At 67.7% G+C, this 24,908-nt stretch carries 26 protein-coding genes; 5 read left to right on the top strand and 21 right to left on the bottom strand.

Annotated features, from left to right (window positions below):
* Positions 1-2 precede the first annotated feature (2 nt).
* A complete protein-coding gene (locus ACFVWT_RS11940) occupies positions 3-1,304 on the top strand; it encodes an MFS transporter (protein ID WP_390248025.1) in 1,302 nt (433 codons plus the stop codon).
* 52 nt (positions 1,305-1,356) lie between these two features.
* On the opposite strand, the gene ACFVWT_RS11935 is transcribed toward ACFVWT_RS11940, so the two are convergent.
* The gene (locus ACFVWT_RS11935) at positions 1,357-2,547 is read right to left on the bottom strand and encodes an ABC transporter substrate-binding protein (protein ID WP_390248024.1); all 1,191 of its coding nucleotides are present in this window, start codon (positions 2,545-2,547) and stop codon (positions 1,357-1,359) included.
* A gap of 405 nt (positions 2,548-2,952) precedes the next feature.
* Positions 2,953-4,272, bottom strand: coding sequence for an MFS transporter (locus tag ACFVWT_RS11930; RefSeq protein ID WP_390248023.1), 1,320 nt, complete (start codon positions 4,270-4,272; stop codon positions 2,953-2,955).
* A gap of 132 nt (positions 4,273-4,404) precedes the next feature.
* On the opposite strand from ACFVWT_RS11930, the gene ACFVWT_RS11925 reads away from it, so the two are divergent.
* Positions 4,405-4,617 carry a hypothetical protein gene (locus ACFVWT_RS11925; protein ID WP_390248022.1) on the top strand — a complete coding sequence of 71 codons (213 nt, stop codon included), beginning with the start codon at positions 4,405-4,407 and terminating at the stop codon, positions 4,615-4,617.
* A gap of 39 nt (positions 4,618-4,656) precedes the next feature.
* On the opposite strand, the gene ACFVWT_RS11920 is transcribed toward ACFVWT_RS11925, so the two are convergent.
* The 3 genes from ACFVWT_RS11920 to ACFVWT_RS11910 all read right to left on the bottom strand — a co-directional run bounded on the left by ACFVWT_RS11920 (position 4,657) and on the right by ACFVWT_RS11910 (position 7,632).
* Positions 4,657-4,998, bottom strand: a complete 342-nt coding sequence (locus ACFVWT_RS11920; protein WP_390248021.1) for a hypothetical protein — start codon at positions 4,996-4,998, stop codon at positions 4,657-4,659.
* Between the two features lie 91 nt (positions 4,999-5,089).
* Positions 5,090-6,382, bottom strand: a complete 1,293-nt coding sequence (locus ACFVWT_RS11915) for an MFS transporter (protein WP_390248020.1) — start codon at positions 6,380-6,382, stop codon at positions 5,090-5,092.
* Between the two features lie 26 nt (positions 6,383-6,408).
* Complete coding sequence (locus ACFVWT_RS11910) at positions 6,409-7,632, bottom strand: M20 family metallopeptidase (protein ID WP_390248019.1); 1,224 nt, start codon at positions 7,630-7,632, stop codon at positions 6,409-6,411.
* Between the two features lie 144 nt (positions 7,633-7,776).
* Between ACFVWT_RS11910 and ACFVWT_RS11905 the strand changes: the two genes are divergently transcribed.
* The gene (locus tag ACFVWT_RS11905) at positions 7,777-8,808 is read left to right on the top strand and encodes an Lrp/AsnC family transcriptional regulator (RefSeq protein ID WP_390248198.1); all 1,032 of its coding nucleotides are present in this window, start codon (positions 7,777-7,779) and stop codon (positions 8,806-8,808) included.
* Here the strand turns inward: ACFVWT_RS11905 and ACFVWT_RS11900 are convergent.
* Positions 8,805-9,197: a TetR/AcrR family transcriptional regulator gene (locus ACFVWT_RS11900; RefSeq protein WP_390248196.1), complete on the bottom strand. Its 393-nt coding sequence runs from the start codon at positions 9,195-9,197 to the stop codon at positions 8,805-8,807. The two genes, ACFVWT_RS11905 and ACFVWT_RS11900, sit on opposite strands and share 4 nt — an antisense overlap.
* Before the next feature lie 43 nt (positions 9,198-9,240).
* Between ACFVWT_RS11900 and ACFVWT_RS11895 the strand changes: the two genes are divergently transcribed.
* A complete protein-coding gene (locus ACFVWT_RS11895; protein WP_390248018.1) occupies positions 9,241-10,713 on the top strand; it encodes an MFS transporter in 1,473 nt (490 codons plus the stop codon).
* On the opposite strand, the gene ACFVWT_RS11890 is transcribed toward ACFVWT_RS11895, so the two are convergent.
* The 12 genes from ACFVWT_RS11890 to ACFVWT_RS11835 all read right to left on the bottom strand — a co-directional run bounded on the left by ACFVWT_RS11890 (position 10,710) and on the right by ACFVWT_RS11835 (position 18,370).
* On the bottom strand, positions 10,710-12,200 hold the full coding sequence (locus tag ACFVWT_RS11890) for an amino acid permease (RefSeq protein ID WP_390248017.1): 1,491 nt from the start codon (positions 12,198-12,200) through the stop codon (positions 10,710-10,712). The two genes, ACFVWT_RS11895 and ACFVWT_RS11890, sit on opposite strands and share 4 nt — an antisense overlap.
* Positions 12,201-12,629: 429 nt before the next feature.
* The gene (locus ACFVWT_RS11885) at positions 12,630-12,974 is read right to left on the bottom strand and encodes a hypothetical protein (protein ID WP_390248016.1); all 345 of its coding nucleotides are present in this window, start codon (positions 12,972-12,974) and stop codon (positions 12,630-12,632) included.
* Positions 12,971-13,576: an Asp23/Gls24 family envelope stress response protein gene (locus tag ACFVWT_RS11880; RefSeq protein ID WP_390248015.1), complete on the bottom strand. Its 606-nt coding sequence runs from the start codon at positions 13,574-13,576 to the stop codon at positions 12,971-12,973. The genes ACFVWT_RS11885 and ACFVWT_RS11880 overlap by 4 nt, the downstream gene beginning before the upstream one ends.
* The gene (locus ACFVWT_RS11875; protein ID WP_390248014.1) at positions 13,573-14,154 is read right to left on the bottom strand and encodes an RNA polymerase sigma factor; all 582 of its coding nucleotides are present in this window, start codon (positions 14,152-14,154) and stop codon (positions 13,573-13,575) included. The genes ACFVWT_RS11880 and ACFVWT_RS11875 overlap by 4 nt, the downstream gene beginning before the upstream one ends.
* Before the next feature lie 74 nt (positions 14,155-14,228).
* Entirely contained in the window at positions 14,229-14,459 is a 231-nt protein-coding gene (locus tag ACFVWT_RS11870) for a CsbD family protein (RefSeq protein ID WP_390248013.1), read from the bottom strand.
* Positions 14,460-14,538: 79 nt separating this feature from the next.
* Complete coding sequence (locus ACFVWT_RS11865; protein ID WP_390248012.1) at positions 14,539-15,156, bottom strand: hypothetical protein; 618 nt, start codon at positions 15,154-15,156, stop codon at positions 14,539-14,541.
* A complete protein-coding gene (locus ACFVWT_RS11860) occupies positions 15,153-15,734 on the bottom strand; it encodes a DUF6286 domain-containing protein (protein WP_390248011.1) in 582 nt (193 codons plus the stop codon). Before ACFVWT_RS11860 ends, ACFVWT_RS11865 begins: the two co-directional genes overlap by 4 nt.
* A complete protein-coding gene (locus tag ACFVWT_RS11855) occupies positions 15,731-16,129 on the bottom strand; it encodes a hypothetical protein (RefSeq protein ID WP_390248010.1) in 399 nt (132 codons plus the stop codon). The genes ACFVWT_RS11860 and ACFVWT_RS11855 overlap by 4 nt, the downstream gene beginning before the upstream one ends.
* Positions 16,126-16,317 carry a DUF2273 domain-containing protein gene (locus tag ACFVWT_RS11850; protein ID WP_390248009.1) on the bottom strand — a complete coding sequence of 64 codons (192 nt, stop codon included), beginning with the start codon at positions 16,315-16,317 and terminating at the stop codon, positions 16,126-16,128. Before ACFVWT_RS11850 ends, ACFVWT_RS11855 begins: the two co-directional genes overlap by 4 nt.
* A complete protein-coding gene (locus tag ACFVWT_RS11845) occupies positions 16,314-16,808 on the bottom strand; it encodes an Asp23/Gls24 family envelope stress response protein (protein WP_390248008.1) in 495 nt (164 codons plus the stop codon). Before ACFVWT_RS11845 ends, ACFVWT_RS11850 begins: the two co-directional genes overlap by 4 nt.
* 127 nt (positions 16,809-16,935) lie before the next feature.
* Positions 16,936-17,736, bottom strand: coding sequence for an ABC transporter permease subunit (locus ACFVWT_RS11840; RefSeq protein ID WP_390248007.1), 801 nt, complete (start codon positions 17,734-17,736; stop codon positions 16,936-16,938).
* The gene (locus tag ACFVWT_RS11835) at positions 17,726-18,370 is read right to left on the bottom strand and encodes an ATP-binding cassette domain-containing protein (protein WP_390248006.1); all 645 of its coding nucleotides are present in this window, start codon (positions 18,368-18,370) and stop codon (positions 17,726-17,728) included. The genes ACFVWT_RS11840 and ACFVWT_RS11835 overlap by 11 nt, the downstream gene beginning before the upstream one ends.
* Positions 18,371-18,816: 446 nt before the next feature.
* Here ACFVWT_RS11835 and ACFVWT_RS11830 point away from each other — a divergent pair, with 446 nt between their 5' ends.
* A complete protein-coding gene (locus ACFVWT_RS11830; RefSeq protein ID WP_390248005.1) occupies positions 18,817-20,724 on the top strand; it encodes a DEAD/DEAH box helicase in 1,908 nt (635 codons plus the stop codon).
* A 171-nt stretch (positions 20,725-20,895) separates the two neighbouring features.
* On the opposite strand, the gene ACFVWT_RS11825 is transcribed toward ACFVWT_RS11830, so the two are convergent.
* The 3 genes from ACFVWT_RS11825 to ACFVWT_RS11815 all read right to left on the bottom strand — a co-directional run bounded on the left by ACFVWT_RS11825 (position 20,896) and on the right by ACFVWT_RS11815 (position 24,859).
* A complete protein-coding gene (locus tag ACFVWT_RS11825) occupies positions 20,896-21,546 on the bottom strand; it encodes an MBL fold metallo-hydrolase (protein WP_390248004.1) in 651 nt (216 codons plus the stop codon).
* 21 nt (positions 21,547-21,567) lie between these two features.
* Positions 21,568-22,587: an aldo/keto reductase gene (locus ACFVWT_RS11820; RefSeq protein ID WP_390248003.1), complete on the bottom strand. Its 1,020-nt coding sequence runs from the start codon at positions 22,585-22,587 to the stop codon at positions 21,568-21,570.
* A gap of 79 nt (positions 22,588-22,666) precedes the next feature.
* Entirely contained in the window at positions 22,667-24,859 is a 2,193-nt protein-coding gene (locus ACFVWT_RS11815) for a putative bifunctional diguanylate cyclase/phosphodiesterase (RefSeq protein ID WP_390248002.1), read from the bottom strand.
* Positions 24,860-24,908: the final 49 nt, after the last annotated feature.

The raw sequence follows: 24,908 nt of genomic DNA, 5'->3' as shown, positions 1-24,908 counted from the left end.
GCGTGACCCAAGCCAACAACGCCGCAGCAAAGACCACCGCAGCCGGCCGCGGCCGTAAAGCGGCCCCCGGCACGCTGGTGGACGCCGAAATCGACGAACTGCCCGCCGCCGAACCTACGCACATCAGTAGCCGCCGCGGATTGATCTACCTCGGCGTCTGCCTGGTACTGATCGGGCTGAACCTGCGGACGGTGTTCTCCAGTTTCGCCGCGGTGCTTCCGGAGATACGGTCCGACGCCGGGCTGCCGGGCTGGGCGGTGGTGGTCCTCACTACCGTGCCCGTGACCCTGCTGGGGGTCTTCGCCCCGCTGGCTCCTGTCCTCGCCCGGCGTTTCGGTGCCGAACGGGTGCTGCTCGGAGCCATGGGCGTGCTGACCACCGGGCTCCTGCTGCGCCCTGTCGAGTTGCCGGGCGCCGGCCACCTGCCGGCGCTGCTGGCCGGAACAGCGGCCTGCGGCGCTGCCATCGCCCTGTGCAACGTGCTGCTGCCCGGCCTCGTGAAGCGCGACTTCCCGCACCGGCTGGGGCTGATGGGCGGGCTCTACACCACCGCGATCTGCGCCTCGGCCGCACTGGGGGCGGGGTTCACCTACCCGGTGTTCTCCGCGTCGGGGGAGTGGACGGCGGCGCTGTGGTTCTGGGCGCTGCCCGCCGGCGTCGTCCTTTTGTTGTTCCTTCCACTGGCCCTTCGGCAGCGGCACCCGCGGCACCAGGCCGTTGCCGACGGCGTGAACGTGTGGCGCTCAGCGGTCGCCTGGCAGGTGACCATCTTCATGGTGCTGCAGGCGATGATGTCCTTCAGCGTGTTCGCCTGGCTGGCACCCATCCTGCGGGAACGCGGAGTGGACGGCGGGACGGCCGGGCTGATCGTCTCCGCGTCCATCGTGCTGCAGATGCTTGGTTCGCTGTTCGCGCCGGCGCTGGCCGCGCGGTTCCGCGACCAACGGGCCATCAACACGGTGGTGGCGCTGATGACCGGCGGCGGGTTCGCGCTGAGCATTTTCGGGCCGCTGGACTTCATCTGGGTGTGGACCGGGCTGCTGGGCCTCGGGCAGGGCAGCCTGACCGCGGTGGCGCTGACCATGATCATGCTCCGCACGCGTGACGGGCACACGGCAGCCCACCTCTCCGGCATGATGCAGGGGGTGGGCTACGGCGTCGGCTCCACGGGCACGCTGATGGTGGGGCAATTGCATCAGGCCACGGGATCCTTTGCCGCGGCGGGTGTGCTGTTTCTTGCGGTGGGGGCGTTTGCTGCCGTGTTCGGCTACCGGGCCGGGCGGGACCGTTTCATCGGGGGTTAAGCGGCTGGAGGGGCGGCGCCTGCCGCCCCTCAGCCCCCGCGGCGCCTGTGGCTCAGTCCTTGCCGAGACCGGCTGCGCTGACCTTGCTGCCGCCGGTTTCTGCGGTGACGCTGTTCAGGGCGGTGAGGTCGAAGATGCCGTTGATGTCCGCCTGCTTGGTGGTGCCGGCCTTCACGCCGTCCTCGAGCAGTTTCTTGTAGGTTCCGGCCAGCGGATCCACGGTGAAGACGATGTTCTGCAGGGACCGGTCAATGACGTCGGCTTTCAGCTCGGCGCCGGACGCTTCCTTGAGGGCGGCGTTGATGACGCCGGACTTCTCGGCGGCGGCCGCGGAGTTGAGCCAGGCCACGGACTCGGCGTGGCCTTTCAACAGGGCCTTGACGGTGTCCGGGTGGTCCGCGGCGAACTTCTTGTTCACAATCAGGATGGTGGTGGGGAACTCGCCCGGCTTGCCCGTCAGCGACCCGTCCCACAAATCCTTCTCGTCCACCAGCACCTTCGCGCCGGCCTGCAGCACCAGCCGGGACGCCCACGGCTCCGGCAGCCACGCGCCGTCAAGCTTGCCGTCCTGGAACAGCTTCAGCGTCTGCGCGTTCTCGGTCGGATTGATCGCCACATCCCCGCTGCCGTCGGTGTTCGTCTTGTACCCCTGCCCGGCGAGCCACGCCCGCAACGCCACATCCTGCGTCCCGCCCAGCTGCGGCGTGGACAGGGTCTTGCCCTTCAAATCCGCCGCCGAGCCGATCTCCGGCTTCACCACCAGCTGCGCCCCGCCCGCCGCCGCACCGGCGATGATGCTCACGGACTCACCCTGGCTCTTCACAAACGAGTTGATGGCCGGGTTCGGGCCGATGTACGTGGCGTCGATCGCGCCGGCGTTCAGCGCCTCGATCGCGGCCGGACCGGCGTTGAACACCTGTGTACTGAGCTTGCTATCGCCCAGGCTCCCGGCAATGAAACCTTCCTTCACGCCCACCAGCGCCGGGGCGTGCGTGACGTTGCCGAAGTAGCCCAGCTTCAACTCCGCGGCAGGCGTGCCGGCGGCAGCTGCCGCGGCCGGCTGCGCTTCGGTGCTGCGGCTAAGGTTCGACGCCACTGCGGCGCCGCCGGCTATCAGGGCGACGAGCCCGGCGGCGATGCCGATTCCCAGGGCGCGCTTGCGCTTTGCTGAGGAGTTTTGGGGTTTGGTGCTTTGGCCCGCCACGATGCGGGTGGATCCTTCTGGGTTCTGATGCGATGACATGGGGATTCCTTCACGAAAGCGGCGTGCCTGCACAGGGTTGCCGCCGGATGACAGTCGGGGATGGAGGTCGAAGGGACGGAGGCCCGAGGCGGCATCTCTGCCGTCCTCCGTCATGGGTCAGTGGCTGGGCCTGCTGCTCTTGTGGAGCGTCTCCGGTGCCCCGGTGCCAGCGCTTGGACTGAGATTACGGTTCGGGGTGCGGCACTATCAACGGTCCGCGACGCGCACGTTCACCGGGGTTCACGCGGTGACGCAAAGCGTCATCGGCAAGCCCCGGCGGCCGTCCGGGGCGTCCGGAAAGTCACGGAGCGTCACGTGACGTAACTGCCGCCGCCGTCATCATCCCGGACTGCCGGCCAGCAGGAAGCGGCCCGGACCGTGGCGGCCCGTCTTCCGAATGTCCTGTCAGTTCAGTTCGGTGGCCCTGGACCGCGGCTGCAGCGCGGTCCAGGTGATCACGGTGGCCACCAGTGCGATGGAAATCAGGCCAAGCCCGGAATAGCCGACGACGGCCAGCACCGGGCCGGCCAGCGCACCGCCGGTAGCCGCAGCTGCGTTCATGCTCAGGTCCGAAACGCCTTGGATGGCCGGCCGGTCCTGCACCTGTGCCGATTCGGCCACCAATGCAGACCCGGCAACCACCGAGGCGGACCAGCCAAGCCCCAGCAGGATCAGGCTTGCGGTCACTGCCGGGCCTGACTCCGACGCGAATCCGGCCAGTACCAGCGAAGACAACAGCATGGCCTGGCCCAGCAGGATGGTGCGCAGCCGGCCGGCTTTGTCCGCCATCCAGCCGAATACGGGGGACAACCCGTACATGCCGGCGATGTGCAGGCTGATCGTCAGGCCAACCACTGTGAGGCTGGCCCCGTGGTCGCGCAGGTGGACGGGCGTCATGGACATGAGTGCCACCATGGTGGCGTGGCTGAGGGCGACGGCGGCCACCGCATACCTCGCCCTGGAGTTGCTCCGCAGGATCCGTATGCCGCTCTTGGGCTGGGGCACTTCGAGGTCGGGAACGCGGGAAGCCATCGCGGTGAGGAGCGGGTCCGGCCGCAGGCCGGTTGCATAGACGACGGCGGTTGCAAGCTGGGCGGCCACTGAAAAGGCGAAGGCGCCGGTCAGCGGGGGCAGGCCGAGTGCGGCACCCACCACCTCGCCGGGGCCGAAAAGGTTCGGGCCCAGAACGGCTCCGATTGTTGTGGACCAGACCACGATCGAGAGGTCCCGGCCCCGCGACCCGGGGAGTGAAAGATCGGTTGCGGCGAAACGTGCCTGCAGGTTCACGGCGGAGCCCGCTCCGAGGAGCATGAGGCCCAGCAGGAGCAGCGGAAAGACGGCAACTGCGGTGGAGGTGATAGCCACGACGGCCCCGGCGCCGGCAATGAGGGCGCCCGTGGACAACGAGACCCGGCGCCCGCGGGCCTGGGCAAGCCGGGCCAGGGGGACGGCGGCGAGGGCGGCGCCGAGAGTGCTCATCGTTGCGGCCATTCCGGACCACGCGTTGGATCCGGAGAGCTGGGCTGCCAACAATGAACCCAGGGAAAGCGTCGCGCCCATGCCGATGCCGCCGAGGATCTGGCCGCCGACCAGGACGGTGACCACGCGGCGTTGCAGGCTGCGACCTTCCGGGACGGGCCGGGCCGGGATGAACTGGGCCGGGCCGGCGTGGCCCGGTGGTGCCCCGTCCAGCTTCCCGCTTTCCGGCCGTTCCTCTGCGTTCATGCTGATCCTTAACTGCGTGTCCTTGGCGGGACTCTACAGGGCGCCGGAGGCCTCTTCAATTTACCCTGTGGGGTATCAAACTCCCCCGCCAGGTTGTGCCTGACACGGGTCAGTGCGGACGGCAGCTACGTTGTGAACATACTGCCCGCGCTGATCCTGATGGGCCGGGGCATGGTGTTCGTCCCAATGCAGAACCTTGCCCTCTTCGGCGTGGCCAAGGATGATTCCGGCATTGCGATTGCGCTCCTGCTGATCAGGATCGACCGGAAAACGTTCAGCGGCGCAGACACTGAAGGGCGCCCCCGTCCATTTGGGCCAGAAGCGTTCCCCCTGCGTCAACGCTGAGGGGCGGCCGGAGCACGTCCGGCCGCCCCTAGGGGTTCCTTAGTTGTTGCAGAGCTGCCCGAAGGTGGCGCCGGCCTTCTGGTAGCCCGCCTGCAGTTCGGCCACCTTCCCGGCGTCCGGGTTCTCCTTGGCGTTCTCGTCCGCGTAGTCCAGGATGGCCTGCACGGCGGGCTTCATCTCGTCCGAGGCCCCTCCCACGAGCGGGCGGAGCTTGTTGCCCAGGATGACCATTCCGGTCTTGCCGGCGTTGGCGCTGGGGTCCGTGACAACAATCTTGAGCCGGTCGCAGGTTTCAGCGGTGGTCAGTTTTGCCGGCGCGGAGCAAGCGGAAGCGGAGATGATGAGCCCGGCGGCGAGCAGGGCCGTGGTGAGTTTCTTCATGGTTCCCTTAATAGATGACTGTCGGTCGATTGTACGCAGATCCCGCTGGGCCTCCGGTGTGCGTACCCGGCCTGTGACGCTGCGGGGAACGCTAATGCGTCAGGTCCTTGCCCTTGGTTTCCGGGATGGTGAAGACAAACGCGATGCCGATCAGCAGCAGGAGCACGGCGTAGACGTTGAACAGGTTGGCTTGTCCGATGGTGCCGAGCCAGGTCTGCAGGTACGGGGCCGTGCCGCCGAAGGCCGCAACACAGATGGAGTAGGGGACGCCGACGCCGACCGTGCGGATCTTGGTGGGGAAGAGCTCGGCATACACGGCCGGAACGATGGCGGCGCTGGCTGCGATGAAGAACAGCATCACGGACATTGTGACGGCCAGCTGCCAGGGGGAGTCCTTCAAGAGCCAGGTCATGGGGAAGTGCAGCAGGGCGGCGCCGGCGGAGCCCATGATCAGGACCGGTTTGCGGCCGATCCGGTCGGACAGTCTGCCCCAGAACGGCAGGGCGGCGATGAAGACGATGTTGGCGATCACGCCGGCCCAGAGGGCTTCGCCGCGGTCCATCTTCAAGGTGGTTGCGGCGTAGCTGGGCGCCACGACGCCCCAGATGTAGTAGCTCACGGTGAGGCCGACCGTCAGGCCGATGACCTGCAGGGCCTGCTTGCGGTGCCGCCAGATCTGCGGCCACATGGGCTCGTGCTTTTCCGTGGGAGTCTCGGACTCGAACGCCGCCGTCTCCTTCATCCGTGCGCGCATCACGAGTGCGTAGACGCCCAGCGCTCCGCCGACCAGGAACGGGATGCGCCAGCCCCAGGCGTTCATGTCGGCCTGGCTGAGGACGTTGGACAGGATGGCGCCAAGCAGGGTCCCGGCCAGGATGCCGGCGGTGCCGGAGGTGTAGATGAGGGTTGCCCAGAAGCCGCGCTTTTCCTTGGGCGCCATCTCTGAGAGGTAGGTCTGCGACGACGGCAGCTCCCCGCCGTGGGCCAGGCCCTGGATCAGGCGGGCCACCAGCAGCATGACGGACGCAAGGGCGCCAACAGCTTCGAAGGTGGGGGCGACGCCGATCAGCAGGCTGCCGAGGGCTGCTAGGCCGACGGCGAACGTCATGGACGTCTTGCGGCCTATCCGGTCGCCGATCCAACCGAACACGAAGCCACCGAACGGGCGGGCCACGAAGCCGACGGCGAAGATCGCCAGCGTGGCCAGGAAGGCCGACGTCGGATCCGCCTTGCTGAACAGTGCGCTGGCAATGAACGGTGAGAACGTGGCGTAGATGGCCCAGTCGTACCATTCAACGGCGTTGCCGATGCCGGTTCCGATGAGGGTCCGGACGTGGGATTTGTGAACCTGGACCTCGGCTGGCATGCCTACGGTGGAAGTCATGTGGGGCTCCAAAAGAGAAGGGAAGGTCAGTTGGCTGCAGCCGCGAGGGCTGCGATGCGGGAAACGGCGAGTTCTGCGTAGAGCGCCGCGCCGTCGGAGAGAACGCCGTCGTCGAATGTGGCGTAGGGGGAGTGGTTGAACGGGGTGGAGGTGTGGTCTGCGCCGGGGGCAACGGCGCTGAGCCCGATGAATGTGCCGGGCACCTCGGCCATCACCCGGGAGAAGTCCTCCGAGCCGCTGAGCGGGGTGGCCCAGCGGGTCAGGCGCGAATCTCCAAACAGCTTCTGGATGGTCTTTTCGGCGGTGTGTGTCTCGTCTTCATCCGTGACGCTGAGGGGGTACTCGGCGCGGTAGTCCACGTCCACCTCCAGTCCGTGGGCGGCGGCGATGCCTTTGAGGAGCATGGGAATCGCCGTCATCATCCGTTCCCGGGAGGCATCGGAGAAGGTACGGATGGTGGCTTCGAAGCGCGCGGATTCCGGGATGACGTTGCGCTTGGTGCCGGCCTGCAGGAGGCCCACGGTGAGGACCACTGGATCGAACATGTTGAACTGGCGGGTGATCATCACCTGCAGGGCGGTCACCATCTCGGCCACGGCCGTGACGGGGTCCTTTGCGGAATGGGGTGCGGAGCCGTGGCCGCCGGCACCCAGGACCGTGACGAAGAGTCCGTCCGAGGCGCTCAGGATGACGCCGGGCCTGGTGCAGAACTGCGCGTGCGGTTCCAGGGCGGAGAACACGTGCATGGCGTAAGCGGCGTCCACGCGCCGGCCCGCAGCGTTCAGGACGCCTTCGCGGATCATGTGGGAGGCGCCGTCGAAACCCTCCTCGCCGGGCTGGAACATCAGGACAACGTCCCCGGCGAGCTGATCCCGGCGGTCGGCCAGGAGCCGGGCGGCGCCGGCCAGCATGGACGTGTGGAGGTCATGGCCGCAGGCATGCATGGTGCCGTCGATGCGTGAGGTGAAGTCCACGCCGGTGCGTTCCTGGACGGGCAGACCGTCCATGTCCGCGCGGAGCAGGACCGCCGGCTTCTCGGCCGACGCGTGCGGCGCGCCGCCGCGCAGCACCGCAGTGACCGACGTCGTGCTCTCACCGAGGGTGATCTCGTACGGCAGGCCTTCCAGCGCTTTGAGTACCTTTTCCTGGGTCCGGGGCAGATCCAGGCCGATCTCCGGCTCCCGATGCAGCTCGTGGCGGAACCGGGCGATTTCGCCCTGCAGCTCCCTGGCATCGGCGGTGATCGACATATGTTCTCCTGCTTCCCGAACGAGTGGTTAGTGACGTGCGTCCATTCTGGAGTGAGCTGGTTCACAATCAGGAAAATAGCTCGAAAAAATCAAAGTAAGATGGAATCTGCAGGATTCGCGCACGGGGAGAGGTGGCGGCGCCGGATGGATGTCAGCGAGGAAGACCTTGAACTGATCAACGCGCTGCAGATCGCGCCACGCGTCAGCTGGTCAGATGCCGCCCGGATCCTGGGCGTGCATGCCACCACCCTGGCGGCCCGCTGGGACAGGCTTCGGACTGCCGGCGCCGCCTGGACAACAGCCCACCTGATCGGCGACCCGAAGCAGATGTGCCTTGCGCTGGTGGACGTGGACTGCGAAATGCGGCAGCGCGCTGAGGTCACCGCGGCGCTCGCGGCCATCCCGGAGGTGGTCACAGTGGAGGAAGCCGCCAGCAACCGCGACCTGATGCTGACGGTCATCACACCCACCCTGGGCCGCTTCAGCGAGTTCGTGGTGCCACAGTTCAAAGAGATCCCGGGCCTGCTCAAATACCGGACCTCCCTGTGTACCCGGCTTTATGTGGGCGGCTACGCCTGGCGGCTCAACGTTCTGAGCAAGGCACAGCAGAACGCCTTCAACGCTCTAGCCGGACCCGAGGCAGCCGGCTCCGTGCCGCCCGCCGGTACGGGCGCCCCGCTGCCGCAAAGCCATCTGGACCTCATTCCGTTCCTCGCGCAGGACGGGAGGGCAACGGCAGCGGATATCGCCCGCAGCCTGGGCCGGAACCCGGCCACCGTCCAGCGGCAGCTGAACCGCCTTCTCTCCAGCCAGTTGCTGTCCTTCCGCTGCGAAATCGCGCAGAAGTACTCCGGCTACCCGGTCACATGCCAATGGTTCGCCAATGTGCCGCCCGGCCGGCACGAGGCCGCCGCGGCCGAATTGCGCAGCCTCCGCAACGTCAGGCTTGCCGCTTCCACCACCGGGCGGACCAACTTTGTGATCATCATGTGGCTGCACTCCCTGGCCGAGGTGATGAATGCAGAGCTGGCCCTCCAGCAGCGGATCCCAGGGATCGAACTGGCGGAAAGCGTCGTGGTCCTGAGCGCCGCCAAGCGGGTGGGCTGGATGCTCAACCCCGATTCAACCGCCACCGGAGCGGTTGTGCCGTCCGCCGGCCTGGGGCCGGAGGCCTAGCGGCACGGCGAGCAGTCCGCACGGTCCAGCACCGCGTTCACCCGTGCCATGAAGTCCTTCATGAGATCACTGCGCGAGGGGTAGTAGGCGTAGAAGGTGACCCTGGTGGTGCCGGCTGCCGCGGCGATCTCGTCGATGGTGGTCGCGGCGTAACCCTTCTCGCAACGGCGACATGGATCAATCCCAACGGTGGCGTACGGGGTCAGAACCGGGCCGTAGCCACCGGACGCAGCGACGCCGGCCCTGCGTCGGCCAGCCGGCGCAGTTTGGGCACCGGGATCCGGTAGTTGAGCGCGGCGGCGGTCCCGGAACCGTCCGTGGAGTACGCATCTCTCTATCGTCGGGCCGGATTGCCGGCACGCACCGCGGGCCGTGTTGTTCAGGACCACCCCGAACAACACGGCCCGGGGTGTTTAATGGCAGGCACCATCCATGACGACGAATCAGGCTCCCGCCGTGCAACGAAGCGCCCCTGCCGCCGCCCCCGAGACGGCCGGCATCCTCCACCGCCGCTACCTGCTGGTGACGGCCGGCGCGTGCGCCCTGGTGTTCCTGGCCGCCTTCGAGTCCCTGGCCGTGGCCACCATCATGCCGCTGGTCAGCCGCGAGCTGGACGGCGCCGCCTTGTACGCCCTGGCCTTCGCCGGACCGCTCGCCACTGGTGTGATCGGCATGGTGGCGGCCGGCAACTGGTCCGACCGCCGCGGACCGGTGGGGCCCCTGTACGCCTCCGTGGCGCTGTTCGTGCTGGGGCTGCTGATCGCCGGAACGGCAGGGAGCATGCCTGCCCTGGTGGGCGGACGGCTGGTACAGGGCCTGGGCGGCGGAGCCATGACCGTGGCCCTCTACGTCGTGGTGGCGCGGGTATACCCGCCGGCGCTGCACCCGAAGATTTTCGCTGCGTTTTCCGCGGCCTGGGTGATTCCGTCCCTGGTGGGCCCCTTCGCGGCCGGAATCGTGGCCCAGGCGGCAAGCTGGCACTGGGTCTTCCTGGGTGTGGTGGGCCTGGTGGTGCCGGCGCTCCTGATGATCGTTCCCGCGCTGCACGGCCTGCACGGTACCCCCGCCAAAGCCGCCCCCGCCAAGGCCGGCACACCGGAAGGAACCACAGGTACGCAGCGGTGGTCCTTCCGCCGGCTCGCGTGGGCAACCCTGGCGGCGCTTGCCGTGCTGGGCCTGAATCTCTCCGCGCAGGTCCCGGGAGCCGGAGGCTACCTGGCGGCGGCCGCCGTCGTGGTTGCCCTGGTGGCGGTGCGCCCGCTGGTGCCCCGCGGCACCCTGCTTGCCCGGCGGGGGCTGCCGAGCGTCATCCTGGCCCGTGGGCTCGTCTCGGCCGCCTTCTTTGGGGCAGAGGTCTACCTCCCGTACCTGCTGGTGGAGCGGTATTCCTTTTCGCCGACGTTCGCCGGGCTGACCCTCACCGGCGGCGCCCTTGCGTGGGCCGGTGCCTCGGCTGTGCAGGGCCGGATGGGCACGAAGCTCAGCAACCTCCGGGCCATGAAGATCGGGTCAGTGATGGTGCTCGCCGCCGTCGTCCTTGCCCTGGTGACCACGCTCCTGGGCTGGCCGTCCGCCGTCGCGATCGCCGGCTGGATCTCTGCCGGCGGCGGCATGGGGCTGATGTATCCGCGCCTGAGCGTAATGACCCTGGCCATGTCCACGCCGGATACCGAGGGGTTCAACAGTTCGGCCATGTCCATTGCCGACTCCCTGGGCGGCGCGTTGGCGCTGGCCACCACCGGGATCGTGTTCGGTGCTTTAGCCGGAACGGCGGCAGGAACGGCAACGACGACGGCGGGCGGTGTTTCGGGCGGCTCCTTCGCAGGAGTCTTCGCCCTCACGGCCGCCATCGCCGTCGTCGCTGTAGTTGTTGCGCCGCGGGTTGCGGCGCGTAAAAGGCCTTAGCTCAGGGCGTTGACTTTTGCCTTGTCCGAATCCGACTCGGACTTCCACTCTTCGATCCGGGCCTGCTGGAGCGGGGTCTGGCGGTTGAAGTACCAGGCCGCACCCAGGATCAGGAACCAGAGGGGAGCCACCACCAGGGCAAGCCGGGTGTCCTCGGCCTGGGCGAGCGCCACCAGCATGAACACGAAGAATGCCAGAACCACGTACGGCATAAACGCGCCGCCGGGCATCTTGAAGGCGGACGCGGCGTGGAGTTCGGGCCGGCGTCGGCGGAACATGATGTAGCTGACCAGGATCATGGACCAGACGAACATGGTGAGCACGGAGGCGACCGAGGTGACCACCGTGAAGGCGCCGATGACGGAGTCACCCGAGTAGAGCAGCACCAGTCCGGCGAGCAGGAAGATGCAGGAGAACAGCAGGGCGTTCTGCGGGACCTTGCGGATGCTCAGCTTGCCGAAAGCCTTCGGGGCATTGCCGTCCTGGGCCAGGCCGTAGACCATGCGCGAGGTGGAGTAGATGCCGGAGTTGGCGCTGGAGGCGGCGGAGGTGAGGACCACCAGGTTGATGACCACGGCCGCGATGCCCAGGCCGGCCAGCGTGAACATGCCGATGAACGGGCTGCTGGCGGCGTCGATGGTCCGCCACGGGTTGACCGCCATAATGACCACCAGGGCGCCTACGTAGAAGAGCAGGACGCGGATCGGGATGGAGTTGATGGCCCGCGGAAGGTTCTTCTCCGGGTCCTTGGTTTCGGCTGCAGCCGTGCCCACCAGTTCGATGCCGGCGAAGGCGAAGATGGCGATCTGGAAGCCGAGGATGAAGCCGAACATGCCGTGCGGGAACATGCCGCCGTCGTTCCAGATGTTCGCGAGGCTGGCCACTGCGCCGTTGGGGGACGTGAAGTGCGTTGCGATCATCACGATGCCGGTGCCGATCAGCGCCAGGATGGCAACCACCTTGATGATGGCGAACCAGAACTCGGCTTCACCGAAGGCCTTGACCGTGGGGAGGTTCAGCAGGATCAGCACCACGGGGGTGATGAGCGCCGGGATCCACAGCGGGGTTCCGGGTGCCAGCTTGTCCACATAGCCGGCAATTGCCACGATGTCCGCCACTCCCGTGACAACCCAGAAGAACCAGTAGGACCAGCCGGTGAAAAAACTCGCCCAGGGGCCCAGGAGGTCACCGGCGAAGTCGCTGAAGGACTTGTAATTCAGGTTGGAGAGCAGGATTTCGCCCATGGCGCGCATCACGAAGAACAGCATGGAGCCGATGATCATGTAGACGAAGATGACGGACGGGCCGGCGAGGGAGATGGTCTTGCCGGAGCCCATGAACAGGCCGGTGCCGATGGCGCCGCCGATGGCCAGCAGCTGGATGTGGCGGTTGCCCAGTGCCCGGGCGAGGTGCGGTTCCTGGCTGTGGCCTCCGCTGGCGGTTTCCGTTGCAGTGTTCCTGGCAACCGTGGTGGTGCGTTCAGACATCAGTGCTTCTTTCCTTGTCTCAGGCGGGCTGCGCCGCGGGCGGTCTGCCGTCCGGCAGGCTGCACCGCGGCCGTCCGCACGGAGCCGCCACGGAATGTGACGGAGGTAACAGTTGGGGGTGTGGATTAAGACTAGGGGCCGGTTGGCGGCCCCCTTCGCGGCGGTGCAACCGGCGCTCCGGGGTGGGAGGCCGGGACGACGACGGCGGGCGGCGCTGATCGTTAGCCGGCTTCCGCAGCGGGAAAGGGCATGCCCCGGCGTGGTGCCGGGCTGTGCTGCCATGGCAGGGCCTCCTTCTCGTCGCCTCCCGGGACGGCGGATCAGCCGCTGTCCGTTTCTCTCGCCCCTCGACAAACGTCGAGCCTCAGGGCATCAACTGTAGTCCGTTGTTGGACGTAACAATGATTGGCCCCCGGGAGCGGGCGCCGGCTACCGCGGCGTCGGCCGGGGGTCTGAGATCGCGGCCACCTGCACGTCCACGGTGACGGACAGGGGTTCAAGCTGCCGGCGGACTGCTGCCGCCACTTCACGGCAGACCTCCGGAGCCCGGTGTGCGGAACTGATCCCGATCCGGGTCCTGACCTCCGCCGTCGTGCCATTCACATCTTGAACGGGCAGGACAAGGACGGGCGCGGCCTGGACGCCGGTGACCGCGCTCAGCGCTGCGCCTGCAATGTTCTGCCAGCCCGGGCGGGCCGGGTACACGGCAATGACGCCGTCCACGGAGCGGATGACCTCATAGAGCCCGTCGGCCGCGGGCAGGGGCTGGTTCATGGCTGGGTCTCCTCTGTGGTGGGCGGCATGGCTGCACGCGGCTGCAGGACGTCAGAGACCGCCAGATCGATTGCCGCGATGTTAAGTTCCGTGTGGCGGGCGAGTGCCTCGGCGAGGTGCTCACGGAGCGCGGCGGCCTTGCCTATCATCTGATGGCCGTAGAGGACAGCCAGTTGGACCTCAACCGTCACCGGAGCTCCGGGCACTGTGACATCCCCGCGGAGCCGGCACTTGCCCACGGCGATCCCTTCGATCCCGTCGCCCACGGCGCGGACCAGCGCCGTGATGGCGCCCTCTGTTTCGGACAAGGTGTCCCCAGGGTGCTCCGGCCGCAGCGGAATGGTGCGGCCGGGACGCACCTCAAGGCGCAGGTTGTCCAGGATCGACTGCATCCAGTCGTCCGTCCCCTTCCCCGCTGCCGCGATTTCCTCGCCGAGGAATTCGCGTCCCAGGCTTTTGAGGTTGCGAAGGGAGGCGAGGGCCGCCTGGCAGTCAGGGCATTCCGCCAGGTGCCGGGGATCGGGGATGTCCCCGGTGTCCAGATAGGTGCTGAGCTCTTCGAGGCTGTGTCCGCATTCGAGGTTCCTGTCCGGGATGCTCATCGCCATTCCTCCATTTCACGGGCCAGCGTGACCCGCGCCTGTGCCAGCCGGCCACGGACGCTGTCGGCACTGATGTTCAACGTCGAGGCGATTTCCTCGTAACTCTGGTCCCCGAACTCCTTGAGGACCCAGCAGCGGCGCTGCTCTTCCGGGAGGCGGGCCAGCGCCGCCTTCAGTGCGGCGACCCGGGAGCCATTCACTGCCGCCGATTCGGGATTGTGGTGGTTGCCCGCGCCGCCGGCCGTGGCTTCGTGTTCCGCGGCCAGCTCCGGGTGGACCTTACGCCGCCTTAAATGGTCGATGCTGCGGCTGCCCGTGATGCGCAGGAGCCAGCTCTTCACCGCCCCGTTGTCCCGCAGCGTGTCCAGCTGCTTCCAGGCCTGCATCAGCGACTCCTGGACTACGTCGTCGGCGTCAGCGAAGGACCCGGTGATCCGGCGGGCGCATGCCCGCATCTGAGGTCCGTAGCGCCGGGCCAGGGCTTCAAAGGCGGCGGTGTCCCCGTCGGAGGCGCGCCCGGCAAGGATGGCATCCGGAACGAGCTCCAGGCCGTGCGGCACGGATGATGGACCGTCCAATTGGTTCTGCTTTCCTCTCAGGGGCGGCGGGTTTCAGGCAGGGCAGCTCTCACCCCGGGTGGCGGCCGTCTCGCTCAGCCTTTGCCGAGGCTGTCCTTGAGCTTCTGCGCCGCTGCCTTGATGCTTCCGCCGATGTCGGCTGCTGCGTCCTTGGCGGTCTCGGCGGCCTCGCCGAGCTTCGCCCGGGCCTGGTCCGCCTGGCCTTCGCGCTGCAGGTCCTTGTTGCCGGTCAGCTTGCCGGCCTGCTCCTTGGCGCCCCCGAGGTGGTTGATGACGGTGTTGCGTCCCTTGTCGTCGAGTCCCATGGGATGTCCTTTCGCGACGGTTCCGGGTTGTTCCCGGTTTCGGTTGGTGGTGATTCAAGAGGGTGTTGCGGCGTGGCTGTCAATGGGCGCGGTCGGGTGGGGCCGGGCGCGTCCTGGTCCCGGCAGTGATTCGAACCAGGACAGGAACCGGATGGCCCAGCATCCGGTCGAGTCCGGCGATGAGCTGCTCCGCAGTGTCCGCGAGTTCCCTGGGGCAGGCGCCCTGGCGTGCCTGGATCCTGATTTTTATCGCGGATTCCTTCCCGGCCGGACCCCGGACCCGCCACGCGCTGACGGATGTGGACAGCACTAATCGGTTGCCCGCCAGGGCTTCCGCGACCAGCCGGGACACCAGGCCCGTTTCCACGGTGGTGGTTCCCTGCCCGGCGTCGGGCGTTTCCGCCACAATGCGGGTACGGCCCCCGCCCTGGGAGGCTGCCCAGCCGGTCATCAGTGCCGTGCCCAGCAGCAGGCCGCCGACGGCGGCAATCGTCCACCAGCTGGTTGTGCCATCGGGCAGCGGGGCGGCCGCCAGCAGTTCGCGGATCCGGCCCCAGGATTCCCTCCCGGTTGCAGCCCATTCCGCTGCGGCTCCGGGAAGAGTTCCGGCGGCCGCGGCGAGGGCCCCGGCTGCGATTAGCAGCAGCCCGGTGAGCGCAAGGAGGGCCCGGTTCAGGGCGCGGTGTGTTCCTGTCATTGTCCGAGCGCCCCTCTGGTGGTGACACGGACGCTGCTCCGCATGCGGCGGCGCAGCGCGTACGTGGCGAGTTCGCCGTCGACGGCCGCCTTGACGGCGTCGGCGTCGACCGGAATGCCCGACGTCGGCTGGATGGTGACACTGACGCTCCGACTGCCAACGGTGGTGGAAACCTGGTCCGGTGCAAGGCCCGCCTGCCGGCGCGCGGCCCGGGACATCGCTGCGGCGATGACTTCATGGTCCGCGACGACGGCTGCACGGCTGCTGCCGAGCGCATGCCGGGGGCGGCGTCCTGGTGCAACAGCAAGCATCAGGAGCAACAGGCCGCCCAGGCCCAGTCCGGCACCTGCGGCAGTCAACAGGGACGGGGCTGCGGAGGCCGCCGTGTCCGCAAGCCACCTTCCCGCATCCAACGGCCGTGCGACGACGGCCGGCTGCCCGGCCGCGGACAGTGCTGTCTCGAGGGCCATCCAGAGCAGGAGTCCGGAAGCGGCGCCTGCCGTGGTTGCGGAAGCAGCGGCGCGCGAGGAATGCAATTCCCGGCGGACCATCCGGCCGATGTGGAGTTTTCCGCTCATAACAGCGCCTTTCCGCCAGCCCGGTGGGAATCCGTCAAGCGGATATCCACACGGCTGACTGTTGTTCCGGTAACTGCGCCGGTGTGCTTGATGATGGCCGCCCTGGCCCGGTCCGACTGTTCAAACACGGTGGGCGAGCCGGGCACTGCCTCCGTGCCCGCGGCAGGTAGTTCAAGGAGGGGCGGAGCGGGAAGCGGAACCGCTACGGTGATGGCGAGCAGCCCGGCGTCGTCCCGCAGGCCTGCCTTGACCGTGCCTGCCGGAAGTCCGAAGGCCTCCGCGGCCACAGCCTCGGCGGCCTGTGTCAGCGCCCTGGCAGTGATCCTGGTGTGGCCCGTCCGTTGCTGCCAACCCTGGCTGCCCGTCTCCGGACGGGGCCTCAGCCCGGGGCTCATGAGGATGAGCGCTTGCCGCGCAGGGCGTCCGCGACGCCGCGCACGTCCAGCCTGCCCTCCGCGGCACGGCCCGCGGCTGCGCCGGCACCCATCAGGAGGGCGGCCAGCAGGAAGCCCCAAAAGCCGAAGGCCAGGGCCACCACCGCCAGGACGGCTCCGATGGCGGCGCCGGCGATTGCGGGGCTCAAGCTACCCGCGATTCACGGGCGGCCTGATCAGCCTGGTCCTCGTCATCGGACGGGACGTGGATGTCCGTGATGGTCACGTTGACCTCCGTGACCTCCATTCCGACGAGGTCTTCGATGGCGGTGTACACGGCGTCGCGGGCGTCATCTGCCACCTTCTGAAGTGCATGCGGGGACTCGACCACCAGGGTCACGTCCACGGCCACCTGCGTCTGGCCTACTTCAACGTTCACGCCCTGGGTGAGGTCCTTCTGGCCCACGCGTTCGCGCAGGGATCCGAGGGCGCGGGCCGCGCCGCCGCCGAGGGCATACACGCCGTCGATCTCCTGGATGGCGATGCCCGCGATCTTGGCCACCACGCCGTCGGCAACCGTGGTGGCTCCGCGGCCGTCCTTGCCGGCGTGCTTGACCTGCGTGGCGGGAGCTGAAGGTGCGGCAGGGGACTGGGACTTGGTCACATCGGCGGGGGTCTTGGCCTGGGTCTGGGTCGTCAAAACAATCACTCCTGGTCATCTGATACGGGCACCTCTGTGGTGCCGTCATCAGTAAGACGCAACCCGCACGGCAATCCTCACGCTGGACCTTGTGTGAGCTGCATCACATGCGGTGGGGTGTTGGGGGCTAGGCTGCCACGTCCCGGCGCCGGAAACCCAAGACGGCGAAGACTACAAGGGCCGCGATTGTGCCGACGGCTACCAGGACGCCGTCCCAGGCGACACCGGACCGCAAAGGATCGTGGGCAATGTACTGGTAGAACGGCGATGCCTTCTGGATCCGGTCGAAGAAGTCAACCAGCGGCGCGAGTGCGTTCACGATGTACGCAACTACTGCAAGCCCCGCAGGCAGGCCCCGGCTCAGCCCCGTCCTGCCGGTCGCTGCTGAGAGTGCCAGTGCCAGCGATCCGAAGACGACGCCAAGAAGGGCCAGGTGGAGCATGGTCGCGGCCACCTCGCCCGGCGGCAGGTCGAGGTCGACGAGCCGGCCCTCGAGAAGCAGCGAAAGCCCCATGACGGCCGCCAGTAGGAAGGTCGCCAGGGTCATGGCAAGGAACTTGTCGAGTACCACCCGGGTGCGGCTCACCGGGTTGGAGAGCAACAGGTCCATGGTGTGTCGGTCCTCCTCACCGCCGATTGAGCCGGCGCCCGCGCCGATGGCGTAGATCAGCACCGCGATGGGACCCATGAAGGACAGCAGCTCGATTTGGATGTAGCCGGTTGGGGTGGACATGTCCGCTCCCGAGGTTGCGAACATGGAGCGGAAAGCTTCGGGCATCTGATCGATGAAGTCACCCATGGACGGCTGGTCGCGCACCGAGGGCCACACGCCGGCGTACATGGCCACGATCAGCACCAGCGCTGCCGACCATGCCAGTAGGCCCTTGCCCTGGTCGCGGAGGGTCTTGGTGAGGACGTTAGTCAGCATCCCGGCCCGCCATGGCGTTTTCGGCGCTGCCATTCCGATCCATGCCGTAGTAGCTGAGAAAGGTATCTTCCAGCGGTGCTTCTGCGCATTCGAAGTCTTCCACCCGGCGGGCGCTAACCCGCTTCAACAAGGAGTCGAGGGCGGATTGCGGAGCGCTGCAGCTGACGTTTCGTCCATCAACCACCAAATCCCGCAGTCCGGGAACGCCCGAAAAATCCTCCGCGGAAACGTCATCGGCGAACCGGACCCGCACCTGGTGCAGGGACCGCGCCGCGAGTTCCTGCAGCCGCTCGACGGCGACCAGCCGGCCCTTGCGGACCACGCCGATCCGGTCCGCTACACGTTCCACTTCGCCCAGGACGTGGGAGGAAAACAGGGCGGAGCCACCGTCCGAGGTGTGCTCGCGCAGGATGGCGTGGAACACCTGCTGCACCAGGGGGTCGATGCCGCTTGTCGGTTCATCCAGCACCAGCAGCCGCGGCCTGGACATCACGGCCAGGATGACGGCAAGCTTCTGCCGGTCCCCTCGCGAGAGCGTCCGCGCCGGGCGGTCCAGGTCCAGGCCCAGGCGGTCCGCGAGTTCCAGCGATCGTTTCCGGTCGTCGCGGCGGCGCAGGTGCGCGCAGTAGGCCACGTGCTCTGACGCCGTCGAGCCCGATGGTCCTGCCGAAAATCTTTCTGAGGTCGGTCAGCCGGACCATGGTCTCCGCGCACATACGCCCAGTCTGGGGCGGGGCGTTGCGGGCTGCGAAGAGTCCAAAGCCCTCATCGCCGGTCCCCCGAAGCGGGGGCTGCGGCGTGCGGGTGCTAGACTGGTGGAACTTGATGTGCAGTGATGCCCACTTTGATTCGGTTCATCAACCGGATCCCCGAAGGATTTTTCCGGCAGGGAGTGGGTTTTTTTCATGTGAGAGGCACATCCTGCGTCGATGAACGCGTTCTATTTGGTCCCGGCCGCCGCTACCGCAAGGTTGGCAGCAGCCCGGTTGATCACCTGACTTTTCTTCGGCGAACCCCTGGGCCAACCGGCACCGGGGGCCGATATCCGCACGGATACCGCCTGAAAGACCTTTGAAACACATGACTACTTTTGCTGCCCTCGGCACGCCCAAAGAACTTGCCGACACCCTCACCGCCCAGGGAATCACCGAGCCGTTCCCCATCCAGGTCAAGACCCTCCCGGACACCCTGGCCGGACGCGACGTCCTGGGCCGCGGCCGCACCGGCTCCGGCAAAACCATTGCCTTCGCCATCCCGCTTGTAGCACGACTCGCTGAGCGGGAAGCCAAGCACTTCCGCAAGCCCGGCCGCCCGATGGGCCTGGTCCTTGCGCCGACCCGCGAGCTGGCCACCCAGATCAACGCCACCATCGAGCCGATGGCCAAGGCCATGGGCCTGAACACCACCGTGATTTACGGCGGCATCTCCCAGGCACGCCAGGAGAAGGCGCTGCGCGCCGGCGTCGACATTGTCATCGCCTGCCCCGGCCGCCTGGAGGACCTGATCCGCCAGCGCATCCTGACCCTCGAAGCTGTCGAGGTCACCGTGCTCGACGAGGCCGACCACATGGCCGACCTCGGCTTCCTGCCGGTGGTCAAGAAGCTCATGGACATGACCCCGAGCCAGGGCCAGCGGCTCCTGTTCTCCGCCACGCTGGACAACGGCGTGGACAAGATCGTCCAGCGCTACCTGTCCAACCCGCTGACACACTCCGTGGACGATCCGCAGGCCGCGGTGACCACCATGGAGCACCACGTCCTCGTCGTCAACGACCAGACTGTCAAGAAGCAGCTGATCGTTGAACTCGCTTCGGGTGCCGGCCGCCGGGTGCTCTTCATGCGCACCAAGCACCACGCCCGCAAGCTTGCCAAGACCCTGACCGACGCCGGCATCCCCGCCGTCGACCTGCACGGCAACCTCTCGCAGAACGCCCGTGACCGCAACCTCGCCGAGTTCTCCTCCGGCGACGTCCGCGTCCTGGTGGCCACCGACGTCGCAGCCCGCGGCGTCCACGTGGACGACGTCGAACTGGTGATCCACGTCGACCCGCCCACGGAGCACAAGGCATACCTCCACCGCTCAGGCCGTACGGCCCGCGCCGGTTCCGACGGCACCGTGGTCACGCTGACCCTCCCGGAGCAGCAGTCCGACGTCAAGAAGCTCATGAAGGCTGCCGGCGTCGAGGTCAACTTCGAGCGCGTCACCGCCAACTCCCCGCTGGTTGCCGAACTGGTGGGCGAAATGGCCGACAAGATCGATCCGCGTACCCGCGCCGCACTGCTCGCCGCCAAGGCCGCGCAGCACGGCGGCGGCACCTCCACCGGTGCCAACGCGGAGCGCAAGCGCGCCCGCCGCTCCACTCAGGCTGCACCCACCGCGGGTGGCCGCGGAGGACGTGGCGGACGCGGACGGGTCTCGGCCGAGGCTCCCCGCACGGATCTTCCGCGTTCCGAGCGCCGTGCCGTGGCCTACGAAGGCCAGGCCGCAGCCCGCAACGCCGCTGAACGCGTGGCGGAGAAGAACCAGGACCGCGCAGATGCTGAGCGCGCCGAGCGTCGCAATGCACGCGGCCGCGGCCGTGCCACTGCCTACTCGCACCACAACGATGTTCCCGCTGCAGGGGGCCGTGCAGCGGCCGGCCGCGGATCTGACGCACGTACGTCCGACGGCCGTGGCGACGCACGCGGCGGCGCAACCCGCACCAGTGCTCCCCGCACCGGTGCGCAGCGCGGTGGCGCTCCCCGCACTGGCGGAGCAACGGGCGGCCAGCGCAGCGGACGTCCGGCAACGGGCCAGCGCGCCGCTGCCGGCAGCAAGTCCGGCTCGGCCGGCGGCAACGCTGCAGTCTGGTCCTCCAACACGGGCGGAACCTCGGGCGGATCCTATGCAGGCGGCGGCAACGGCCGCTCCGGCGAAGGCCGTCCGGCACGCAGCGGCGGCCCCCGCCGCGCGTCGGCTCCGGCTTCGAACGAACGCCGCAGCCGCTAAAGCTCGCGTTTTCGCGACCAAAAGTAGCGGGCGAGACGCAAAATGCCGGTCGCTGCGGGTATATCCGCAGCGACCGGCATTTAGCGCAGCGCAAATCATGAAGCGCAGCGCAAATCATGAAGCGCCGCGCAAATCACGAAGCGCCGCGCAAGCCTGAAAGCGTAGCGAAAGCTACCAGCCGCGGGCGCGCCACTCCCCAAGGTGCGGGCGCTCCGCACCAAGGGTGGTGGGCTTGCCGTGGCCAGGGTGCACCACGGTGTCATCCGGGTACACGTCGAACAGCCGCTCGCTCACATCGGCGATCAGTTGGTTGAAGCGCTCCGGATCCTTCTGGGTGTTGCCCACGCCTCCGGGGAACAGCGAATCGCCGGAAAAGATGTGCGCAGGTCCTGCCGGGTCCTGGTACACCAGCGCCACCGACCCCAGCGTATGCCCCCGAAGGTGCACTGCCGTTACGTCGAAACCGTCGAAGTTGCCCACGTCCCCGTGGTCCAGCAGGACATCCACCGGAACCGGCAGTTCCGGGGCGTCATCCGTCCCGGCCGCCGTCTTCACTCCGGTGGCCGCCACCAGGCCCGGTAGCGCGCGGACATGGTCCCAGTGCTGGTGGGTGGTGGCAATCAGCGCCAGCCTGGGCGTCGCGGAGGTATCCGCGGCAGCCTCGGCAAGCAGCGCCTGGATGGCGGCCAGATCATCGGCCGCATCGATCAGGAGCTGTGCGCCGGAGGCCTTGCTGGTGAGCAGATAAACGTTGTTGTCCATCTCGCTGACCGAAATCCGGCGGATGGTGATGTCACGCAGGTCGTGAATGAGGGAATCCATGGGCTTCAGTCTACGGAAACCCTATTCGCGGCCTTGGGACACCCACTTGGGATCCGCGGAGCGGGAGCCGACGACGGCGTCCGCTGCGGCGTCGAGCTTCTCCAGTTGAGCAGTGGTGAAGTCGAGCGACAGCGCACCCAGGTTCTCATCAATCCGTTCCGCCTTGCGCGTGCCGGGGATGGGAACGACGGGCAGGCCGAGCTTTTTGCCCTGGGCAAACAGCCAGGCCAGGGCCACCTGGGCCGGAGTTGCCGGCTTGCCGGCGACGGTGAGCTCGGCCGCGACGGCCTGAACCGCTGCCACTACTCCCTGGTTGGCGTCCGCCGCGTCCGCGGCAAAGCGGGGGATGTTGCGCCGGAAGTCGCCGCTCCCGAGTTTCGAAGCGTCCACTGTGCCGGTGAGGAATCCCCGGCCCAGCGGTGAATATGGCACAAACCCCACCCCAAGCGCGGCCGCCGCGGGAACAACGTTGCGTTCCACATCGCGGCTCCAGATGGACCATTCGCTCTGGACCGCTGCGATCGGGTGGACGCCGTTGGCCTCCCGCAGCTCTTCGGCCGTCACTTCCGACAGGCCGAGGTGCCGCACCTTGCCTTGCTGCACCAGCGCCGCCATGGCCTCCACGGTTTCCACAATCGGAACGCGGAGGTCGCGGCGGTGCATGTAGTACAGGTCAATGGTGTCGGTGCCCAGGCGGCGGAGGCTGGCGTCCACCGCCTCCCTCACATAGGCGGCGTCGCCCCGGATGTCGGTGTAGCCGGTGGACGGAGTGCCTACCAGCCCGAACTTGGTGGCCAGCTGCACTTCGCCCCGGCGTTCCTTGAGCAACCGGGAAATCAGTTCCTCGTTGCTGCCGCCGCCGTAGATGTCCGCCGTGTCGATGAAGCTGACGCCGGCATCCACTGCATGGTGCAGGGTCCGCAAGGCCTCTCCCTGGTCCACTTCGCCGTAGACCGGGGTGAGGGCCATGCCGCCGAATCCCAAGGGGCTGACGTTCAATCCGTCGCCGAGGTGGACTAGTGATGCGGATGCCGGTGCCATAGTGGTCTCCATTTCGCTGCTGTGCCTGTCCGGATAGTGCCGTCCCAGCCAAGAACTCCGGCGGGAGGGCAAGTATTCCTCATGAATCGACGGCCTGCTCGAGCTCTGCCGGGCCGGGCTGCAGGCGGGCACCCGAAGCCAGGAGCGTTTCGACCGCCTCGGCGGAACCCGGCCGGGCCAGGAAGTAGCCTTGGCCCATCCGGCAATCCAGGCTGCGGAGCAGGTCCAGCTGTCCGGCTTCCTCGACACCTTCGGCGATCACTTCGAGGGAGAGCATACGGGCCAGTCCCAGGATGCCTTCGAGCATTGCGGCCGATTGCGCCTCGGACGCTTGCCGCCCAAGGAACGAACGGTCGATCTTGAGGATGTCAGCGGGCAGCACCGCCAGGGAACTCAGCGAGGAATAGCCCGTCCCGAAGTCGTCGATGGCCACGCGCACGCCGGTTTCCTTCAGGGTCCTGAGTGCGGCGATACCGCCGTCCGTGCTGCCCGCGAGGGCTGTTTCGGTCACTTCGAGCACCACCTTGTCCGCCTGTGCCGCGGGGTCGGCAAGGATGCGTGTGATGGCGGCCAGGTTCCGCGGGTTGGGTAGCTGGATGGTGGAGAGATTGATGGCAATCCACAGCTCTTCGCACTGCGGCAGGGATTTCCGCCAGCCGGCCGCCTGGCGGCTCGCGGTGTCCAGCACCCAGCAGCCGACGGCGTCAATGTCACCTGTTTCCTCCGCGAGCGGAATGAACTCCGACGGCGCCAGCAGTCCCAGCGTGGGGTGCTCCCAGCGCACCAGCGCTTCCACTCCGAGGATGGTTCCAGTGTTCAGATCGGCAATCGGCTGATACTCGAGGCGCAACTGGCCGGCGGCCACGGCGGAGGCCAAATCCCGTTTGAGGGCGGCCCGGTAGGTCATATGGTTGTAGCCCTCGGCGTCAAAAAGCTGGAAACGGGCCTTTCCGCCGTGCTTGGCAAGATACATCGCGAAGTCCGCCTGCCGCAGCAGCTCGGCAGCGTCCGTGGTTTCCGGACGGCGCTGGGCCGCGCCCATGCTGGCCGTGACAGTCAGGCGGTCGTCGCCGAGGAAGAACGGTGCGCGCAACGCCCCGTGGATCCGTTCGGCGATCCCGGCGGTGACCGAGCCGGCGTCGTCGTCCATCACAACGATCGCGAACTCGTCCCCGCCAAGGCGGGCAACGACGTCGTCGGAGCGGACGCAGCCCTTGAGCCGGGCGGCCAGCTGGATGAGCAGGGCATCACCCCTCTCGTGTCCCAGCGAATCGTTGACCTCCTTGAAGTCATCGATGTCGATGAACAGCAGTCCCTCGTGCCGGTTCCTGCGGGTGCTTCCCGCCCCAAAAGATGCCGTGAGGCGTTCCATCAGGGCCGCCCGGTTTGCCAGGCCGGTGAGGGGGTCGTGGGTTGCCCGGTGTGTGAGGGCCTCGTGGCTGCTGTGGACAGCGGCGGCCATGCCGTTGAAAGCCTCCGCCAGCTCGCCGAGTTCATCGCGGCGGAAGACTTCGATGCGGTGGTTGTAGTTTCCGGCCCGCAGCTTGCGGACGCCCTGGTGCAGGCTCCCCACCGGCCGCATGAGGTCCTTGGCCATCCTGCGCCGGAAGTACACCGTAGCGCCCACGGCCACCAGGAACAGGATGCTGCGCGCGATGACCAGGAAACGTTCGAGTTCGGCGCTGTGCGCGAGTCCCTTGTCCATTTCCGCCAGGGAGTAGCGCCGGATGTCCGCCAGCTGGCTGCGGATTCCTGCGCTGGAGGCGGCCAAAGCCGGCGTCTCCTCGACGTGACTGCCCTTGAGCAACAGCACCTGGCTGCCCCACAGGCCATGGTCGGTCAGGGCTTCCTGCCAGGACTGCCGGGCACCGATAATCGTGTCCCGCGCGTGCTTTTCAGCGGGCAGGACGGCGGAGACATCCTCGAAGAGGCGGGAAATTTCCTCCTGCTGCCGGTGGAACGCGGCGCGGTCCACGGCTGCGCCGGAGAGCACCTGGTGCCCCAGCTGTTCGTGGCTGTCGAGGGCGGACCGGAGTATCTCCACTTTTTCGAGCTCGAGTTGCAGCCGGTCGGATGTTTCCTGCACTTGGTCCATCAGGCCGCGCACACCCACGATCGTGACCACGGCGCCGATCAGCAGCGCGGCGAGCATGAGTAGGAAAGCCCTGGACCATTCGCGCTGCAGGCTCCAGGTGCGCCCAGCACCGGTGGCGGTGTCCACCGGTGGTGGGGCGGCCGTTCCTGAAGCCTTGCCAGGCGCTTGCGCATCCATGTGCTGTTGTCCTCTGCGTCCAGGAGCCACGGGGGGACCCAGCCACCGG

Source organism: Arthrobacter sp. NPDC058288, from assembly GCF_042880995.1.
Lineage (GTDB): Bacteria > Actinomycetota > Actinomycetes > Actinomycetales > Micrococcaceae > Arthrobacter.
This window is presented reverse-complemented; position numbering and strand designations above follow the sequence as displayed.

Coding starts and splice junctions, on each gene's coding strand:
- ACFVWT_RS11895 (WP_390248018.1), top strand. CDS start 9,241: ATGACGACGAATCAGGCTCCCGCCGTGCAACGAAGCGCCCCTGCCGCC.
- ACFVWT_RS11920 (WP_390248021.1), bottom strand. CDS start 4,998: ATGAAGAAACTCACCACGGCCCTGCTCGCCGCCGGGCTCATCATCTCC.
- ACFVWT_RS11880 (WP_390248015.1), bottom strand. CDS start 13,576: ATGAGCATCCCGGACAGGAACCTCGAATGCGGACACAGCCTCGAAGAG.
- ACFVWT_RS11865 (WP_390248012.1), bottom strand. CDS start 15,156: ATGACAGGAACACACCGCGCCCTGAACCGGGCCCTCCTTGCGCTCACC.
- ACFVWT_RS11885 (WP_390248016.1), bottom strand. CDS start 12,974: ATGAACCAGCCCCTGCCCGCGGCCGACGGGCTCTATGAGGTCATCCGC.
- ACFVWT_RS11855 (WP_390248010.1), bottom strand. CDS start 16,129: ATGAGCCCCGGGCTGAGGCCCCGTCCGGAGACGGGCAGCCAGGGTTGG.
- ACFVWT_RS11820 (WP_390248003.1), bottom strand. CDS start 22,587: ATGGCACCGGCATCCGCATCACTAGTCCACCTCGGCGACGGATTGAAC.
- ACFVWT_RS11905 (WP_390248198.1), top strand. CDS start 7,777: ATGGATGTCAGCGAGGAAGACCTTGAACTGATCAACGCGCTGCAGATC.
- ACFVWT_RS11860 (WP_390248011.1), bottom strand. CDS start 15,734: ATGAGCGGAAAACTCCACATCGGCCGGATGGTCCGCCGGGAATTGCAT.
- ACFVWT_RS11890 (WP_390248017.1), bottom strand. CDS start 12,200: ATGTCTGAACGCACCACCACGGTTGCCAGGAACACTGCAACGGAAACC.
- ACFVWT_RS11830 (WP_390248005.1), top strand. CDS start 18,817: ATGACTACTTTTGCTGCCCTCGGCACGCCCAAAGAACTTGCCGACACC.
- ACFVWT_RS11825 (WP_390248004.1), bottom strand. CDS start 21,546: ATGGATTCCCTCATTCACGACCTGCGTGACATCACCATCCGCCGGATT.
- ACFVWT_RS11935 (WP_390248024.1), bottom strand. CDS start 2,547: ATGTCATCGCATCAGAACCCAGAAGGATCCACCCGCATCGTGGCGGGC.
- ACFVWT_RS11915 (WP_390248020.1), bottom strand. CDS start 6,382: ATGACTTCCACCGTAGGCATGCCAGCCGAGGTCCAGGTTCACAAATCC.
- ACFVWT_RS11910 (WP_390248019.1), bottom strand. CDS start 7,632: ATGTCGATCACCGCCGATGCCAGGGAGCTGCAGGGCGAAATCGCCCGG.
- ACFVWT_RS11870 (WP_390248013.1), bottom strand. CDS start 14,459: ATGGGACTCGACGACAAGGGACGCAACACCGTCATCAACCACCTCGGG.
- ACFVWT_RS11840 (WP_390248007.1), bottom strand. CDS start 17,736: ATGCTGACTAACGTCCTCACCAAGACCCTCCGCGACCAGGGCAAGGGC.
- ACFVWT_RS11815 (WP_390248002.1), bottom strand. CDS start 24,859: ATGGATGCGCAAGCGCCTGGCAAGGCTTCAGGAACGGCCGCCCCACCA.
- ACFVWT_RS11930 (WP_390248023.1), bottom strand. CDS start 4,272: ATGAACGCAGAGGAACGGCCGGAAAGCGGGAAGCTGGACGGGGCACCA.